We start from the raw sequence: 17383 nt of genomic DNA, 5'->3' as shown, positions 1-17383 counted from the left end.
CTTTACGCCTTCGGGGGTAAGCTCAAAGGCCCATGCGAATATGCAGGCTACGGGCAAACCTATGATAAGTACAACGGTAACACCGGTTCCAAAAGCAGTGGGCAGCTTTAAATAAGGAGAGACTACAGCAATAACTTGTAAAATAAGCCATGCCGTTACCATATACACGCTGGCTACTTTTACCACGTTACGGCGCTTTAACTCAGTGATAAACGACATGCGAGTCCTTTTGCTGTACAAAATACACTCAACCAGTATAGGTAGAATCTATGGCAGATACTAGCCTTTAATATACATATCTAATTTGTCATGGATTGCTGTAGCATCGGCGGGAGAAATAGCTTACACCACCTGCCCGGCTGCCCAGCCGCTGCTCCACGCCCATTGGAAGTTATAGCCTCCTAACCAGCCGGTGACATCCACTACTTCACCAATAAAATAGAGCCCTTCCACGTTGTTGGCCATCATGGTTTTTGAAGACAGTTCATTGGTATTCACGCCACCAATGGTCACTTCCGCTGTGCGATAACCCTCTGTGCCATTTGGCTTTATGTGCCAGTTTTCTAATGTGTTCGCTATATTCTCGCATTCCCCGTGAGACAGCTGCTTTACCGGCACGTTGCGCCATTCGTTTAACTCGATAAAACTTTGCGAAACACGTTTAGGGAAAATTTTATTTAAGCAGGTAGCGAGCAACGCATCAGGAGTTTGTGCCCTCGCGTTATTTAATAACTCGTGAGGGTCGTTATCGGGAGTCGTATTGATACTTAATGTATCGCCGGCTTCCCAGTAGCTGGAAATTTGTAGCATAGAAGGGCCACTCAGCCCTCGGTGGGTAAACAGCATAGCTTCTTTAAAGGTAGTGTCGTTACAGCTTGCATAAACATCTACTGCAACACCGCTCAAATCCGCCAGTGTTTCTTTGTCTTTGTCATGCAAGGTGAATGGCACCAGGGCGGCTCGGGTTGGCAACACATTTAAGCCAAACTGTTCGGCAATTTTGTAACCGAAAGGCGTAGCGCCTAATTTGGGCATACTTAACCCGCCGGTAGCAATTACCAAGGATTTGCACTGGTAATCACCATTACTGGTAGTGAGTGAATACCCACTTTCACTTTTTTCTACAGAAAGAATGTCACAGCGAGTGGTGACGGTCACCTGCGCCTTTTCGCATTCTTTAAGCAATAAATTTACAATGTCTTTTGCACTGTCGTCACAAAACAATTGGCCAAGGGTTTTCTCGTGATAACCAATGCCGTGCTCGGCAACTAAGCTAATGAAATCCCACTGGGTATATCGACTCAGGGCAGACTTACAAAAATGGGGGTTTTGCGAAAGGAAGTTCTCTGGGCCTGCGTACATATTGGTGAAATTGCAGCGCCCACCACCAGACATTAGGATTTTGCGCCCTACCTTTTTGGCGTGATCAAGTACTTCTACGCTACGCCCTCTTGCTCCCGCTTGCGCAGCACAAAAAAGCCCAGCAGCACCCGCACCAAGCACTATCACATCACGTTTAATCACGTATTAAGCCTCTCTTGGAAATACTGCTAACGGGTGGGTAGTAATAAGCTGTATATGGGCTCGTTCACCAGGCTTTATGGCATTTTCGTGGCTTACTCTCACTTTCAGCTGACTTCCGTTATCGAGCATAACTGCATACAAGCGACTTTCACCCTCATAGCGTACCCAGTCTACTGTACCGTTTGGCGAGGCATGACTTGCATCTAAACTTAAGTCATCGGGTCTTACCAATAAATCTACGTCGCCATGAGCATTTTGGAGCGGTGTACCAGGAACATTGCCGACATCCGTAATAACGGTGTTATCTACATTGTTTTCGCTATTGTCGAATTGAGCCTTTAGAAAGCTAGCCTCGCCCATAAAGCGGGCCACAAAACGACTGTTCGGCGTTGAATAACACACTTCCGGCGTGTCTAACTGCTCTAATACGCCTTTATTCAGTATACCTATTCTGTCGCCCACACTGAGAGCTTCTTCTTGATCGTGAGTAACCCAAATAGCGGGGACATCGGCTTTTTTAAGGGCATCTCGAATTTCCCAGCGTAAGCTATCTTTCAGCGCTGCATCTAGGTTAGACAGCGGCTCATCTAGTAGAACAAACGCTGGCTCATGAGCAAGTGTACGGGCTAACGCCACCCGCTGCTTTTGACCGCCAGACAAACTGGCAGGCTTTACATTGCGAAAGTTATCCAACCCCAACAGTGTTAGCCAATGATCGGCAAGGGACGTGTCTTTTAAACGGAAACACACATTTTGCTGCACGGTTAGATGCGGAAACAAAGCAAAATCTTGAAACACCATTCCCACGTTGCGCTTTTCTGGCGGAACATGCTTGGCAGGAGTACTTACCCAATTATCTAAGCGTACTTCGCCCTCTGAAACAGGAATTAGCCCTGCTAATGCTTGTAATATGGTGGTTTTTCCACAGCCTGTAGGCCCCACCAACATGAGAATTTCGTCTTGACCAAGTTCTAAATTTAACTTGTCGACTACTCGGGTAGCCCCATAATTCACTGACAAATTACTTACACTTAGCATTACGAACGTTCATCCTCGGTAACGGTAAATTGGGCTTTTCGCTCACCCGACAGCATTAGCACTAAACCAACACCTGACAATAGCACTAGTAACAACCCTGGCACTGCGGCGCGACCAAAATAACCAGCCTCGTAAACTCGCCACATGTAGGTAGCCAAGGTCTCAAATCCTGTTGGGCCAAGCATAAGAGTGGCAGGTAACTCTCGCATGGCTTCTAAGAACACCAATGCAGCGCCTGCTATCATACCACGAAGGGTTAAAGGTAGCGTAATTCGCATAAAGGCTTCTTTAGGCGTTGCGCCAAGTACTCTTGCCGCTTTCACTAAGCCTGAATCGATATTTTCAGCGGTAGTTCTTACACTGCCTACTGCCAATGGCAAAAAGCGCAGTACGTAAGCCATAACTAATAGCCCTAAAGTTTGATATAGCGCAGGAAGCTGCAGGCCAACATAAACCAATGCGGTACCCATAACGATGCCAGGTACACCAAAGCCAAAATAGGTAATGCGCTCCATAAGCCGCCCGGCTTTGCCGGCAATAGCCGCGTGTGCCACCGGAATTGCCAAGAGAACGGCTACCAGCGCAGCTAAGAAAGAAGCGTGAGCAGAGTTCCACGCATAGCTGAATTCAAACCCTCCGGTTCCTTCGCGAACCAACCATAAGGTGAAAATAGCAAGGGGTAATACAATCGCCATCAGCACAATGGGCATAGCGCTTAGTAGCATAAGGTTGCACTGCCAGCGTGGCGGGAACAAAGAAAGATGACGGCCAGGTCGCTCGGTCGCGCCGCTTATACGGCTTTCTATAAACAGAATGAGCCCCACTATCACCATTAATTGCAAACTCAGCATAGCGGCCTGACTTAAACCAAACGCGTTGTATTCGACAAAAATAACGCGGGTAAAAGTATCTAGCCCCATAATGGCGGGAGTACCAAAGTCGGACAATGCGTAAAGGGCCGCAAGCAATGCACCTGCACCAATGCTGTTAACTACTCGGGGCAGCACTACGCGCCACAAGCTTTCACCTAATGATAACCCAAGGGTTCTGGCGGCGTTCACAAGGCTGGCATCTAAACTGAGCAGGCTTGAGCGAGTTGTCATCATCACAAAGGGGTAAGTGTAGAGGCTCATGACTAATGCAGAACCCCATAAACCGCTTATGGGTGGAGTACTTATGCCAAGTACGTTTTCTATCTCGCCGCCTCGGCCAAATGAGAAATACATAGCAAATGCCCCAATATAGCTGGGTAGGGCCAGGGGAGCAGCAAGAACAATTAGCCAAAAACGTTTAAAGGGAAGATGTACGTACGCGGTGAATATGGCTAACGGCACACCAATCAACACAGATCCAATGATGGTAAGCAGCATTAGGGCCACCGTGTTTCCTAGCACTCTTATATTATGCGTATCAAAAAGTTGGGCACTATCTTGTGCTAGAGAAAACAAAACGCCGACGGGCAATAAAGCCATCAGCGCTATGAGTAGTGCCAGTGGATACGACTTTGGCCAATTTGTCACAGTACGCCGACATCCCTCATCATGTTAAGGGTTGGACGTAAGTCTGCTAATTTACGAAGATCTAACTCTGGCGGAGAAAGCGAACTTAAACTTGCCAATCCCTCCGGCGCTGCCACATCTTGCACAAGCGGAATTTCATAGGCTTCGCGAGCCAAGTAGCTTTGTACCTCATGGGTAAGCAAGTAACGGATAAAGTTAACAGGCAAGTCGCCCTCGCTTAACGCCACAATACCCGATGCATTCACCAAACAGCCGGCGTCGTTATTGGTGTAAGCCAATGCAACGTTAGCGTCTGGCTTGCCCGATTTTAAGCGTAATGTGTAATAGTGATTGGCGAAGCCGACATCTACTTCACCGCGTTCCACGCCCATTACCACACCAAGTTCGCCAGCGTACTTTTTAGCATTTTTATTAATACCTTTAAGCCAACTGCGCGTAGCGTTTTCGCCTTCCAGTATACGCATTGCAGTAACAAACGATTGAAACGATGAGTAGGCAGGCGCCCACCCAATTTTTAAATCGCTATCGGCTAATGCCATAATGCTGTCTGGAATTTGCTCTGGCTTTACGCGTTCTGTGTTGTAAGGAAGCGTTCGCACTCTACCCGTTACCGGCGACCAACTTGGGTATTGAAAGCCGTCTTTTAACTGGCTAGTAACAGTAGATGGAAGTGGCTTAGCGGCGCCTGAATCTGTCACCATACCAATTGAGCCAGTGTCTACTGCCCAAAAAAGGTCGGCGCGTTTAACACCCGCCTTGGTTTCAGCCACAATGGTATTGGCAAGTGCCGCGGAACCGCCGCGACGAACTTTAAGATTGAGTTTTGGATTTCTCTTTTTAATGGCATCGAGTACATTTTCATACAAGCCGCCCTCACCACGACCTAAATATAAGGTCAGGTCGCCTTCTAGTTTTGGCAAAGTTTCTACAGAAACACTGCCTGCGGCAGAGACTGCATGCGCTAAACTAAAGGGGACGCTGCCCAATACTCCGGCAGCCGCTAGGCCTTGTAAGAATGTTCTTCGTTGCATTAAGGTTCCTTAAAATACGTCTTTACGACCTTTTTCTGCTTCTACCAGCAGTGCACGTGCTTTATTAAGCTTAACCTGCATGGCTTCTACCACGTCTCTTACGCTATCAACGCTTTTATTGCTGGAAATAGCTTGTGGCAAAGTCACGTTGAAGTCTTTTTCTAGTGCTTCAACCAAGTCGGCGTCTTTGGCAATTAAATCACCTTCTACACCTTCAAAGCGTTGGAGGTAAGTGTCGTGAACCAAAGTGGTAGCTACTTCGTTAAGCTGCTCGGCATATTTGGCAACAACGCGATCTAAGCGCGTTTTTATATCGTCGATAACAGCCGGCCCAGTAGTTGGCTCTACTTCAGTAGTGCGAACTTGATCAACTAGTCCTCGCTGTTGATATTGGGATGCAAGTTTAACCGCGCCTAATGCTTGCCACAAGGCGTGATTCAGTTTCTCTTGCTCTTCTCGAACAACATCAATAGGTTTGCTTTCATCAATGGCAACTTTTACGCCGTAAATTCCCTGCCAAATTGACGCATAAATAGGCACGTATTGCGTTTCAATTGCAGAGTGAAAATCGACTTCTTCCCAGTATTCCATAAGGGCATCGGTTTTAAGATTTTTGTCTTTGCTTGCATAGGCATCAACAACTGAGCCAAACTTGCTTTCCAACCAATGAACTTCTTCAGTATATTCACCAATATGTGCGTGAAGATTATTTACGTGATCGCCAATTTCGCCGTTGGCTAGCGCACTGGTGGATACCATTGATAGCGACAAAAACGACGCAGTCAAAAGGGTACTTATTTTTTTCAATGTTATTGTCATATTGGTTCCTAAAACATTGTTCTTTCACGTTGGCATCTGCGCAAATGATACTTATTATCATTAACTAAGTAAAGGCAACTCATCTCGCCCATTGGTCGTATACCTACAGGTTATGCAAGAGCGCTGGGGGTTGAGGAAATAAACTATAGGGCATAATAATCTGCCCAAGCTTATATGCTAGGTCGAGCAAAGTAGATTTGTATGCGGCCAAAAAAAGCCCGCATAGTTTGTGGGCGTGTTATATGCGGGCGTTTTATATGCGTGAGGTTTACACCATGTGGCTGTTACAGACTATCTAGCATGGTTTGAGCATCACTCACATCGAAGCGGCCCGGATCTTCAACGTTCAGCTTTTTCACTTCGCCATCTTCTACATAAATAGAATAGCGAAGCGAGCGTACGCCACCAAAGTTGCTGGTGTTCATATCCATGCCTATTTGTCTTGTGAAGAATGCATTGCCGTCTGCCAACATTATAATTTCTTCAGCATTACTCGCTTTGCCCCATGCATCCATCACAAACGCATCGTTTACCGACAAACAAATAATGCTATCAATACCCTTCGCCTTAAATTTATCGGCAAGGGCAACATAACCGGGTAAGTGAGAGTGTGAACAGGTTGGTGTAAAAGCTCCTGGCACAGCAAACATTACCACCCGCTTCTCTGCGAAAAGCTCGTTAGTGCCGGGGTTAGTAATTTCACCGTCTACCAACAAACTAAAGTCTACCTCGGGCAAGGTACTACCAACTCGTATCATGCTACTCTCCTAGTTGTTATTACATAGATATACATCAAATCTGTGTTTTTTGCTTTCTATCGCCATAGTCGGTTTTTCTCCGGCTAACACCTCAGCACTGTTTGGGCGTTTTACCACCACGCGATGGGTAGCTAATTTCCGTGCAGGCGATAAAAGCGCATCTGCGTCTGGGTCGTGTCCCAACAGTTGTTGAAACAACCGCATTTCCTTTTTTACCAGCGCCGATTTCTTTTTGTGTGGGAACATAGGATCAAGATAAATGGCGTTTACGCTCTCACCTTCAAAGTATTGCATTACATCGGCACTATTTCCATGTTGAAGTGATAATAGGTCTGCTAAATCTGGATAATCCACTTTCAGTCTTCTTATGCCGTCTTCTAATAATGCAGCAACAATAGGCGAACGCTCTATCATAGTAACTTTACAGCCAACGCTGGCCAGTACAAATGCATCACGGCCAAGCCCCGGTGTGGCATCTATCACGTGCCAGCCGTCATTACCTTTCAAACCAATGGCTTTTACAATAGGCTCTTTGCGCCCGCCGCCGTGCTGTTTGCGATACAGGCTTGCGGGAGAAGCAAAATCGACCTCTACCGGCAGTACTTTTTTCTCACTTGCATCTGCTAAACCCAACACATTATTGTGAATTTGTAGATATAAGCCTGACTCTGGCTTTTCCTCTTGCGCATCTAAGGCGTGGTGCCACTTTTCCACCGAACTTTTAGTAAGTAAGTAGTCACTTTCGTAGAATTTGCTATCTTTAGGGGTAGCTAACACTAACGGAATAGACGATGGTGTCGAAGAAGAGGGCGAGTTATCAGGCATTACCGTATTGCTCCTTGTGTCCAATCCATCGATTAATAATAGCCTGCGCGTGAGAGGGATATTTTTCCCACATGGTATAGGCAATATCTTGAACTTTGGGAATAAGGGCGGCATCGCGCACCAGATCAGCTATTTTAAGCTCTGCTAAACCAGTTTGGCGCGTTCCCATAAACTCACCCGGCCCACGTATTTCTAAATCTTTTTGAGCAATGTAAAAACCATCGCTGCTCTCTCTTAACACACCTAAACGTTGTGTCGCAGTTTTTGAAAGCGGGCTTTGATACATAAGCACGCACTGACTTTCTACAGCGCCACGGCCTACCCGCCCACGCAACTGATGTAATTGAGCAAGACCTAGTCGTTCGGGGTTTTCAATGATCATAATACTTGCATTAGGTACGTCTACACCTACCTCAATAACGGTAGTGGCTACCAGCAAGTCTAGCTTTCCGTCTTTAAAGTCGGCCATCACCTGTGCTTTTTCGGCGGGCTTTAAGCGCCCGTGCACCAGTCCAACTTGTAAGTCTGGAAGCGCCGTTCGTAGCGTTACCGCTGCGTCTTCTGCAGCCTGACATTCCAGAACCTCAGATTCGTCAATTAACGTGCACACCCAATAAGCTTGCCGACCGTTGTCTTTACACGCTTGGCGCACACGCTCTATAACATCGCCACGGCGTGTGTCAGGCAGTACCACTGTGGTAACTGGGGTACGCCCAGGCGGAAGTTCGTCAATAATTGACGTATCTAAATCGGCATACGCCGTCATAGCCAAGGTTCGCGGGATTGGTGTGGCTGTCATAATAAGCTGGTGCGGATATCGCCCTTGCTGTTCACCTTTATCGCGCAGAGCTAATCGCTGGTGAACTCCAAAACGGTGTTGTTCATCAACAATGACTAAGGCTAACTGTTGGTAATTCACGCTTTCTTGAAAAATAGCGTGAGTACCCACAAGCATTTGAACATCTCCTGCCTCTAGCCTTGCCAGTACCTCGCTACGTGCTTTACCTTTAAGCTTCCCGGCTAACCACCCTACTTCTATACCCAAAGGCGCTAGCCATTCTCTAAAGTTATTGGCGTGCTGCTCTGCTAATAATTCAGTAGGTGCCATTAACGCCACTTGATAGCCTGCGCCAATAGCCGACAGCGCTGCTAAGGCGGCAACCAGCGTTTTACCAGAGCCTACGTCCCCTTGTACCAGTCGCATCATGGGTCTGGCTTTTTTCATATCTTGCTGAATATCTTTTACTACTCGCTGCTGTGCGCCGGTAGGCGAAAAAGGAAGCTGAGCCAGCATTTTTTCTATTAGCGTAGAATCAACCTTTATCGCTATTCCAGGTTGAGCGTCAGACTGTTTACGCACTTTTAGTACACTGAGGTGGTGTGATAGTAGCTCTTCAAGAATAAGACGATATTGAGCCGGATGAAGCCCCTCTTCAATTTCATGAACATCAGCATCTGGCGGCGGCCGATGCACGGTATGCAGTGCCTCGTTGAGCGACACTTGATTGTCGTAAATACCCTCTGGCAGCAAATCTGTTAGCGCACCTTTGTCTAATAGGGCTAGCGCTTGTTCGGTTAAATTACGCAAGGTAAGTTGTTTAATACCCTCGGTTGTAGGGTATACCGGAGTTAAGGATTCTTCTGAGGGCGGAGCATCTTCGTCAACCACTTTGAATTCGGGGTGCATCATTTCAATGCCCCACTTGCCCGTGCGCACTTCACCAAAGCAGCGCACAATATTACCCGGCGTCATCATAGTGCGCTGCACGGCACCAAAGTGAAAAAAACGTAGCGTAATGGTGCCTGTACCATCGCTTATTTTTACCACCAGCATACGTTTTTTGCCGTACTGAATATCGGCGTTCATCACCTCGCCCTGCACGCTTACATGGGTAAAAGGACGACATTCAGCCACGCTATATATTCTGGTTCGGTCTTCGTAGCGAAGCGGCAGGTGAAAGAGGATATCTTGAAGGGTAAACAAGCCAATTTTATTGAGCTTTTCTGCCACCTTTGCGCCAACCCCTTTAAGGGCAGTAATAGGTGTGGTGGCGAGTGCTTGCATGCAGCCTTATCCTCAAGTCAAACGATTGATTAGCGTAAAAAAACAATAAATGAAGTGTAAAGGATTGTCACTGAGTTGGCGAGTACGCTTTGGGCCAGTTTTGAACAACTGGCCATTTGCATAAATCAGAGTTTAGCTTGCTTCTAACGCCTCAGCTTCGGCTTTGGTAATTTGCATTTCGCGCCACCAGCTTTCGTCGGCATCTACTTCACCTATGTCGTTAATACGCGGCATAGGCAGGCCCTTTCGCATACAGAGCTTATACAATCTAGGGTATCCATTTTTAAACGCTAACGCATGACACTCTTCTTCCGGCAACTGTTGGCGTTCATACATACCGGCTATAGTGCGCTGACGCTGAGCTTCGTAAAGCACAAGGGCTGCAGCAACCGATACGTTTAGCGACTGCACCATGCCCATCATAGGAATAACGATATCCTGATCGGCCATAGCAATGGCTTCGTCGGTGGCGCCGTACTTTTCTTGACCGAACAAAATCGCCGTCGGCTTGGTGTAATCTACGTCGCGAAAATCTACGGCAGTGTCAGACAGGTGTGTTACCAGCACCTGCATATTTTGGGCTTTGAGCGTATGCATGGCATCGCTAATATTGTCGTGATTTGTTTGGCGCACCCAGTCTTGGCTGCCCATCGCCGTACCGCGACGTATTTGGTATTTCTGTTCCCACACCGTATGCACTTGATGAATACCTACGGCATCGCAGGTACGCACTATAGCCGAAACATTATGCGGCTTGTGCACGTTTTCAAGGCAAACGGTAAGATCGGTTTGCCTTTTTTCCAGCACGGATCGTATGCGCTGGTAACGCTCAGGCGACATAGTTTACTCCGGTAATTCCATAACGCCGTCTATTTCAATTTGCGCGCCTTTTGGCAACGCAGAAACCTGTACAGCAGCGCGGGCTGGATAAGGCTTATTGAAGTAACGAGCCATAATTTCGTTTACCAACGCAAAGTGACCTAGGTCGATAAGGAAGATATTCACCTTAACTAAGTCATTGGTACTGCCACCGGCGGCTTCACATACCGCTTTAACGTTTTCAAAAACCTGTACCGCTTGCGCCTCAAATTCTTCAGACACCATTTCCATGGTTTCAGGAACCAGTGGAATTTGCCCTGAAAGATATACCGTAGTACCCGCTTTTGCGGCTTGGCTGTATGTACCAATAGCAGCAGGTGCCTTATCGGTCTGAATAATAGACTTAGACATAAATATTCCTAATGTTTTATAAAATTAGTGTCGAGATTGACTATGACGTGACACTTTTTGAACCTCTGGCATAGTGCGTATTTTCTTCATCACGCGGGCCAGGTGCACGCGATTATGCGTGGTAAGCTCTAGGTCAATAAAATAGATGTTACTCTCTTTTTCTTCGGTTTGCAGACCAATGATATTGGAATCGCACCCAGAAATGGTGTTCGTTAATGTTGCCAGTGTACCCTGGTGATTAAACAGCTCGATACGCAGTGATGCTTTGAATTCGCCCTGAGGTTCGTCATCCCACTGCATGGGTAACACACGCTGAGGTTCTTCTTTGCTAAGCTTGCGAATATTGTTACAGCCCGTTTGGTGAATGGTCATGCCTCGACCGGGGCTTAATACCGCCACAATTTCATCATCGGGAATAGGATGGCAGCAGCGCGAATAATTTACTAATAAACCTTCGGTACCACGAATGGCCACGTTACCTTTTTTATTCGATAGATCGGTTGTACTCTCGCCCAACAATCGTCTTGCTACTATGGCACTTAGCTCGTTTCCTAAACCAATGTCTATTAGCAGTTCGTCAAAATCATTGTGCTTGGTCTCTGCCACCACACGCTCAATATCTTCATGGGGTATCTCGTCTAACTTTACGCTGCCTAACGCATGTCGTAACAGTCTATTGCCCATATTTACAGCTTCTTGAGAATGCTGCTTACGCAGATATTGGCGAATACGGGTTCGCGCTCTGGCACTTACCACAAAATTAAGCCAGTTGGCGTTTGGTTTTGCTCTTGGAGAGGTAATAATTTCTACCGTCTGACCATTTTCAAGAGGTTTACTTAGGCTAAAGTTACGACGCTCAACACGCCCCCCTACACAGGTGTTACCAATATCTGAGTGAACAGCATAAGCAAAGTCGACCGCAGTGGCCCCCATGGGCAATTCAATAATGCGGCCGTCGGGAGTAAACACGTAAATTTCATCGGGAAACAGGTCTGTTTTTACCGATTCAATAAATTCAAAAGAAGAGCTGGCCGACTGCTGTAGCTCTAACAAGCTTTGAGTCCATTTGCGAGCACGCAATTGCGCGGTAGTACCATTATCGCCCGGCTCTTTGTACAGCCAATGTGCAGCAACACCTTTGTCTGCCATTTGGTCCATTTCATGGGTACGAATTTGAATTTCAACCGGAATACCGTGTGGCCCAATAAGCGAGGTATGCAGCGATTGATAACCGTTAGTTCGAGGGATGGCAATATAATCTTTGAAGCGGTTTTCAATAGGCTTATAAAGCCCGTGCATGGCTCCAAAGGCGCGATAGCAGTTATCTACCGAGTCTACCACAATACGAAATGCGTAAACGTCCATGACTTCGCTAAACATCAGCTCTTTATTTTTCATCTTCCGATAAATAGAGTACAAATGCTTCTCGCGACCCAACACCTTCGACTCGATGTTATAGGCGTCTAAGCGCGTATTTAACTCTTCACGGATATTTTCGATAATTTCTTTTCGATTTCCACGGGCCTGACGCACCGCCGATTTAAGCGCACGATGGCGCATGGGGTACATGGCCTGAAAACCTAAATCTTCAAGCTCATTTTTAATATCGTGAATACCCAAGCGATGGGCAATAGGCGAATATATTTCTAGCGTTTCCAGTGCGATACGGCGGCGCTTATCTGGGCGAAGAGAGCCTAGGGTTCGCATGTTATGAGTTCTATCGGCAAGCTTGATAAGAATAACCCTGATGTCTTGCACCATGGCCATCATCATTTTTCGAAAGTTTTCTGCCTGAGCTTCTTGCTTACTGCTAAATGCAATTTTGTCGAGTTTGCTAACGCCTTCTACTAACTCGGCAACGGTATTACCAAAGGCTTTCGCTAAATCTTCTTGGCTGTAGTGGGTATCTTCAATAACATCGTGAAGTAATGCGGCCATGAGAGTTTCATGGTCTAAATGCATATCGGCAAGAATACTGGCCACTGCAACTGGGTGAGTAATATACGGATCGCCACTTGAGCGCATTTGTCCGTCGTGGGCTTCTTGCGCCAAAACGAAGGCATCTTGAACCAGCTGCACCAAGTCAGCGGGCAAGTACTCAACAACTTTCTGCTTTAAACCTTCAAACAAATACACAGCGTCAAACGGCCCCTAGTTACACTACTTCCTTAAGAATACGTTTATTTTCGCATTAATCCAATACGCTAAAAGCAAAGCGCCAGTGCTTTTTTCAAAGCACTGGCGCTAATTCACCTGTAAACCCCCTAAAAAGGGAGAATTACTGATCAGATAGGATATTAGCTACTGACGCGAATTCAGCATTGTCTTGCTGTTCTTGCGTGTGAAGCTCATCTTGTTCAAGAGATGCAGCTGTAACCAAACCTTCTTCAATTTCACGCAAAGCCGTTACGGTTGGCTTGTCGTTTTGAACGTCAACCATAGGATCTTTACCACCAGTGGCTAATTGACGAGCACGACGTGCAGCAACAAGCACTAGGTCAAAGCGGTTACCAATTTTATCTACGGCATCTTCTACAGTTACGCGAGCCATCTATTTCTCCGAAAATCAGGTTGAGCGAGGAATACAAAAAACAGCCACGCAGTATACACGCATAGGCTTTGCGATCCTAGTACTTTGTTGAAATATAACACAGCGTGATCGCGGTGATCTTACTGTTTTTTCCCTTCTACCAATAGTGGATTAAGTATTAGCAACCACAAGTAACAATTAAGCCGTACCAAGTAATGCGTCGAGCAAAGGCTGATGGCGAATTTGCTGTTTAACCGAGCGCAGACGCTGCGCAGTTACTATAGCTTCGAACTCACTAAGTGCGGTGGCAAAATCGTCGTTAACAATAATATGGCCAAATTCATTAAAATGAGACATTTCATCCACGGCTTGGGCCATTCTTCCTGCGATGACATCTTCGCTGTCTTGGCCGCGATGGTTTAATCGCTGCTCTAGCACCTCAAGCGAGGGCGGTAAGATAAAAATACCGCAAGTGTCTGGCATAAGCTCCTTCACTTGCCTGGCGCCCTGCCAATCGATATCTAAAAATACGTCGATACCGCGATAAAGAGTTTGCTCTATGGTAACGCGAGAAGTGCCATAGTAATTGCCAAACACTTCTGCATATTCGAAAAATACGCCCTGTTCAATAAGTGATTCAAATTGCTTTCTAGTAACAAAGTGATAATGCACGCCATCTATTTCGCCAGGCCTGGGTTGCCGCGTGGTGTGAGACACAGACACCTGCATTGGAGTATTGGTGTTACCCTCGTATTTTTCCATTAACGCCTTAATAAGGCTTGATTTCCCAGCGCCTGAAGGTGCTGCAAGAATAAATAAGTTACCGAGTAGTGAAGCCATGGGTAATAAAGTTTCGTTAAACTGTGGTGATTTTATATGTCGATGATAGCATATAAATCTGCTGTCCAGCAGACAACAATTGAGTTGTGCATAAAGCCGATAAAATACGACTAACAGGAATAAAAACAATGACCGAGCCGCTACTACAATGCGTAGAAAATACGCCCGCATCAACACCCGACGCCTGCGTTATTTGGCTACACGGGCTTGGCGACTCTGGCCATGGCTTCGCCCCCATTGTCCCTGAACTCAAGCTTCCCGGTTCTATGGCGGTTAAGTTTTTATTTCCTCATGCTCCAGAGCGCCCCATTACTATTAACGGCGGTATGCGAATGCGGGCATGGTACGACATTAAATCCCTCGATTTTGAAAGTCGTGCCGATTTAGACGGCGTTGAAGCATCTGCACAGCAAGTAGAGCAATTAATTCGCGCACAAATAGAAAGTGGCATCCCTGCTAGTCGCATTGTGCTGGCTGGATTTTCTCAAGGCGGCGTTATTGCGCTGCATTTAGCTCCTCGTTTCAGCGAAAAGCTCGCCGGCGTGATGGCATTATCCACCTATATGTGCGAGCCCTCACTACTTGCTGACCAAGCCAATGACGTAAACAAAGAAACGCCGATTATGATGGCCCATGGCGAACAAGATGAAGTAGTGCCGGTATTTATGGGTAATGCCGCGTATAAAACCATGGTGGAGAACGGTTACAACGCTACCTGGCAAACTTACACTATGCAGCACAACGTGTGCATGCAAGAGCTAAACGACATCAGCGCATGGCTTCAAAAAGTATTGGCCTAAACTACCTTGTTTCTGCCAGTCTTTTTCGCCTGATATAAATTATCGTCTGCGTGTTTAAGCGTAGCGTTAATATTGCCATCGGTAAGCGCCGTGGCTACTCCGAAACTTGCAGTAATGGGGTGATGAATGTCACCTCTGTCGAAGGGGTTTTGCTCTACTTTAATGCGGATCTTTTCAGCCAATTTTATTGCTTGTGTAAGTGTTGCTTTAGGGAAAATAACTAAAAATTCCTCGCCCCCAGTACGCGCCACGATATCAGTGGTGCGCACGGCACTTTTCATCAAACCAGTAAAGTATTGCAGTACTTCATCACCTACATCATGCCCATAGGAGTCGTTTATGACTTTAAAGTGGTCAATGTCTACTACCACCGTACTAAGTGGAAAATAGTCTGCGGGGTCTTTCGTCACTTTTTCAAAATACACTGCCTCTAAAAAACGACGATTAGGCAGCTTAGTAAGCGGATCTGTATTAGCCTGACGCATTCGCTCTAAGTTTTCCTCTAGCATTTCACGTCGGCTTTGATGCCAAAAGTTTTCAGCAATAAACGATACACAGATAAAGCATGCCATGGAGATAAGAAACCGAGACACGTCTGCTTCAGAATATTGTGCGTGAATCAGCTCTTGGTTAAACAACATAAACACAGCAAGTGCCATGGTGGCTGACACGTACAACATTGCTGGCTTGAAGCTCACCACAATTATCTGAATGAAAATGAGAGGGTAAAGAAAATACAGCCCGGTATTGTTGTAACCGCCGGTGTAAACAAGGGCATTGATGGTAAACATCACAATGAACCCGGCGAGATAGTAAGAAAAGTCCGCTTTAGGGAACTTATGCGACAAAAGCAGATTCAGGTAAATTATGACAGCAGATAGGGCTAGTGAACCCACTAAAAAGGGATTGTCCCCGCCATAGTTTATTCCTGCCATTACGGCCATAATGGTGCCGCCAACATAAGAAATAAAATAAAGCGTTAAGCGTCGTCGTTTAGATTCAGCCTCGTCCTTGTGAACGCTCTGCAATAAATTACGCAGAAATGAATGTTCCATATAACCTTCTTTTTCGATAAAGCGTGAGGACAGTGGTCAATCTGTCTTCACAAATATAGTATTTAAGACTTTATAATAACGCTCGGCGTTACTCGCCTACCGTTAATGTAACAAAGCAGTCAACGCAGTTGCCCAAATGCGTTTATTCGGCGTATTTATTCAGCACATTTGTTAAGTGTCGTTATTCCATATAAATATGAGGAAAACCAGCCGAAACCGAACATTTGCAAGTAATATGCGTATAATACCGCTTACATTTATTAGTAAACTTTTTTGTCAATATTAGCATAGCTTGTAATAACGTAAGGTTAATACGCGCTAATCAACTTGAGCAGCATTTTGGAAATCATAATAACCTAATGCTAGCATCGTATTCGTTTATCTTATTTATAGTCTGGAATTATCATGAGTAACCTCAACACTTCTCGCACCATTCGAATTGCAACCAGAAAAAGCGCACTTGCGCTGTGGCAAGCTGAGTATGTGAAAGCAAAGTTACTAGAGCATCATCCTTCTCTCACCGTTGAGTTGGTGCCAATGAGTACCCAAGGCGATAAAATTCTAGACACGCCGCTAGCAAAAATTGGTGGTAAAGGCTTGTTCATAAAAGAACTTGAAATTGCCATGTTAGAAGGCCGCGCAGATATTGCTGTGCATTCTATGAAAGATGTGCCGGTAGCATTCCCTGAAGAATTTGGATTACACGCCATTTGCGAGCGCGAAAATCCGTTTGATGCGTTTGTTTCTAACCACTACGACAGTCTTGATGCTCTGCCTAATGGGGCTGTGGTGGGAACCAGTAGTTTGCGCAGACAGTGTCAGATTCGTAAACATCGCCCAGATCTTGTGATTAAAGATCTTCGCGGTAACGTCAATACCCGTTTAGCCAAATTGGACGCCGGTGACTACGACGCTATTATTTTGGCCTCTGCTGGGCTTATCCGCTTAAAAATGCAAGACAGAATAAAAATGGCATTACCCGCCGAGGTGTCTTTACCCGCGGTAGGCCAAGGCGCAGTTGGCATTGAGTGTAGAAATGACGATAGTCAACTTATTGAATTACTCAGCGCGCTAAATCACAGTGAAACCCACGTTCGCGTTAGCGCAGAGCGAGCCATGAATGAACGCTTAGAGGGCGGATGTCAGGTACCTATTGGCAGTTTCGCTACTTTGGACGGAAACACGCTTACACTGACAGGCATGGTAGGCAAGCCCGATGGAAGCACCCTGCTATTTGCCTCGGCCACAGCTTCGGCAGAAAAAGCGAAAGACATTGGTATTGAAGTTGCCGAAGCATTGCTTGAACAAGGCGCTGGCGAAATTTTAAAAGCGCTTTACGAGTAAACCC

Annotated in this window: 16 protein-coding genes; 2 read left to right on the top strand and 14 right to left on the bottom strand. The window is 46.2% G+C overall.

The genetic code is table 11. From position 1 onward, the window contains the following. Nucleotides 1-342: 342 nt before the first annotated feature. From CW735_RS00795 to gmk, 13 genes are all read right to left on the bottom strand, one after another. Entirely contained in the window at nt 343-1524 is a 1182-nt protein-coding gene (locus CW735_RS00795; protein ID WP_071978257.1) for an NAD(P)/FAD-dependent oxidoreductase, read from the bottom strand. A gap of 3 nt (nt 1525-1527) precedes the next feature. Further along, complete coding sequence (locus tag CW735_RS00790; RefSeq protein ID WP_071978256.1) at nt 1528-2562, bottom strand: ABC transporter ATP-binding protein; 1035 nt, start codon at nt 2560-2562, stop codon at nt 1528-1530. Next, nucleotides 2562-4082 (bottom strand): ABC transporter permease, encoded by a 1521-nt coding sequence (locus tag CW735_RS00785; RefSeq protein ID WP_083595151.1) that lies wholly within the window; start codon nt 4080-4082, stop codon nt 2562-2564. The genes CW735_RS00790 and CW735_RS00785 overlap by 1 nt, the downstream gene beginning before the upstream one ends. Continuing rightward, the gene (locus CW735_RS00780) at nt 4079-5113 is read right to left on the bottom strand and encodes an extracellular solute-binding protein (RefSeq protein ID WP_071978255.1); all 1035 of its coding nucleotides are present in this window, start codon (nt 5111-5113) and stop codon (nt 4079-4081) included. Before CW735_RS00780 ends, CW735_RS00785 begins: the two co-directional genes overlap by 4 nt. A gap of 9 nt (nt 5114-5122) precedes the next feature. After that, nucleotides 5123-5932 (bottom strand): hypothetical protein, encoded by an 810-nt coding sequence (locus CW735_RS00775; RefSeq protein ID WP_071978254.1) that lies wholly within the window; start codon nt 5930-5932, stop codon nt 5123-5125. A 284-nt stretch (nt 5933-6216) separates the two neighbouring features. Continuing rightward, nucleotides 6217-6690, bottom strand: coding sequence for a peroxiredoxin (locus CW735_RS00770; RefSeq protein WP_071978253.1), 474 nt, complete (start codon nt 6688-6690; stop codon nt 6217-6219). 9 nt (nt 6691-6699) lie between these two features. After that, nucleotides 6700-7515 (bottom strand): class I SAM-dependent methyltransferase, encoded by an 816-nt coding sequence (locus CW735_RS00765; RefSeq protein WP_071978252.1) that lies wholly within the window; start codon nt 7513-7515, stop codon nt 6700-6702. Continuing rightward, a complete protein-coding gene (gene recG, locus CW735_RS00760; protein WP_100970706.1) occupies nt 7508-9580 on the bottom strand; it encodes an ATP-dependent DNA helicase RecG in 2073 nt (690 codons plus the stop codon). Before recG ends, CW735_RS00765 begins: the two co-directional genes overlap by 8 nt. 132 nt (nt 9581-9712) lie before the next feature. Further along, nucleotides 9713-10420: a tRNA (guanosine(18)-2'-O)-methyltransferase TrmH gene (trmH, locus tag CW735_RS00755; RefSeq protein ID WP_100970705.1), complete on the bottom strand. Its 708-nt coding sequence runs from the start codon at nt 10418-10420 to the stop codon at nt 9713-9715. Between the two features lie 3 nt (nt 10421-10423). After that, entirely contained in the window at nt 10424-10810 is a 387-nt protein-coding gene (locus CW735_RS00750) for a RidA family protein (RefSeq protein WP_071978249.1), read from the bottom strand. Nucleotides 10811-10834: 24 nt separating this feature from the next. Further along, nucleotides 10835-12946, bottom strand: coding sequence for a bifunctional GTP diphosphokinase/guanosine-3',5'-bis pyrophosphate 3'-pyrophosphohydrolase (spoT, locus tag CW735_RS00745; RefSeq protein WP_100970704.1), 2112 nt, complete (start codon nt 12944-12946; stop codon nt 10835-10837). A gap of 142 nt (nt 12947-13088) precedes the next feature. Next, nucleotides 13089-13361, bottom strand: coding sequence for a DNA-directed RNA polymerase subunit omega (gene rpoZ / locus CW735_RS00740; RefSeq protein WP_071978247.1), 273 nt, complete (start codon nt 13359-13361; stop codon nt 13089-13091). 177 nt (nt 13362-13538) lie between these two features. Then, on the bottom strand, nt 13539-14180 hold the full coding sequence (gene gmk, locus CW735_RS00735) for a guanylate kinase (protein WP_071978246.1): 642 nt from the start codon (nt 14178-14180) through the stop codon (nt 13539-13541). A gap of 128 nt (nt 14181-14308) precedes the next feature. Between gmk and CW735_RS00730 the strand changes: the two genes are divergently transcribed. After that, on the top strand, nt 14309-14980 hold the full coding sequence (locus CW735_RS00730) for an alpha/beta hydrolase (RefSeq protein WP_071978245.1): 672 nt from the start codon (nt 14309-14311) through the stop codon (nt 14978-14980). Here the strand turns inward: CW735_RS00730 and CW735_RS00725 are convergent. Then, the gene (locus CW735_RS00725) at nt 14977-16035 is read right to left on the bottom strand and encodes a GGDEF domain-containing protein (protein WP_100970703.1); all 1059 of its coding nucleotides are present in this window, start codon (nt 16033-16035) and stop codon (nt 14977-14979) included. The genes CW735_RS00730 and CW735_RS00725 overlap by 4 nt on opposite strands. Nucleotides 16036-16440: 405 nt before the next feature. On the opposite strand from CW735_RS00725, the gene hemC reads away from it, so the two are divergent. Further along, a complete protein-coding gene (gene hemC, locus CW735_RS00720) occupies nt 16441-17379 on the top strand; it encodes a hydroxymethylbilane synthase (RefSeq protein WP_071978243.1) in 939 nt (312 codons plus the stop codon). Nucleotides 17380-17383: the final 4 nt, after the last annotated feature.

Origin of the sequence: Alteromonas sp. MB-3u-76, assembly GCF_002831605.1 — a bacterium.
In the GTDB taxonomy this organism is placed as follows: Bacteria; Pseudomonadota; Gammaproteobacteria; order Enterobacterales; family Alteromonadaceae; genus Alteromonas; species Alteromonas hispanica.
This window is presented reverse-complemented; position numbering and strand designations above follow the sequence as displayed.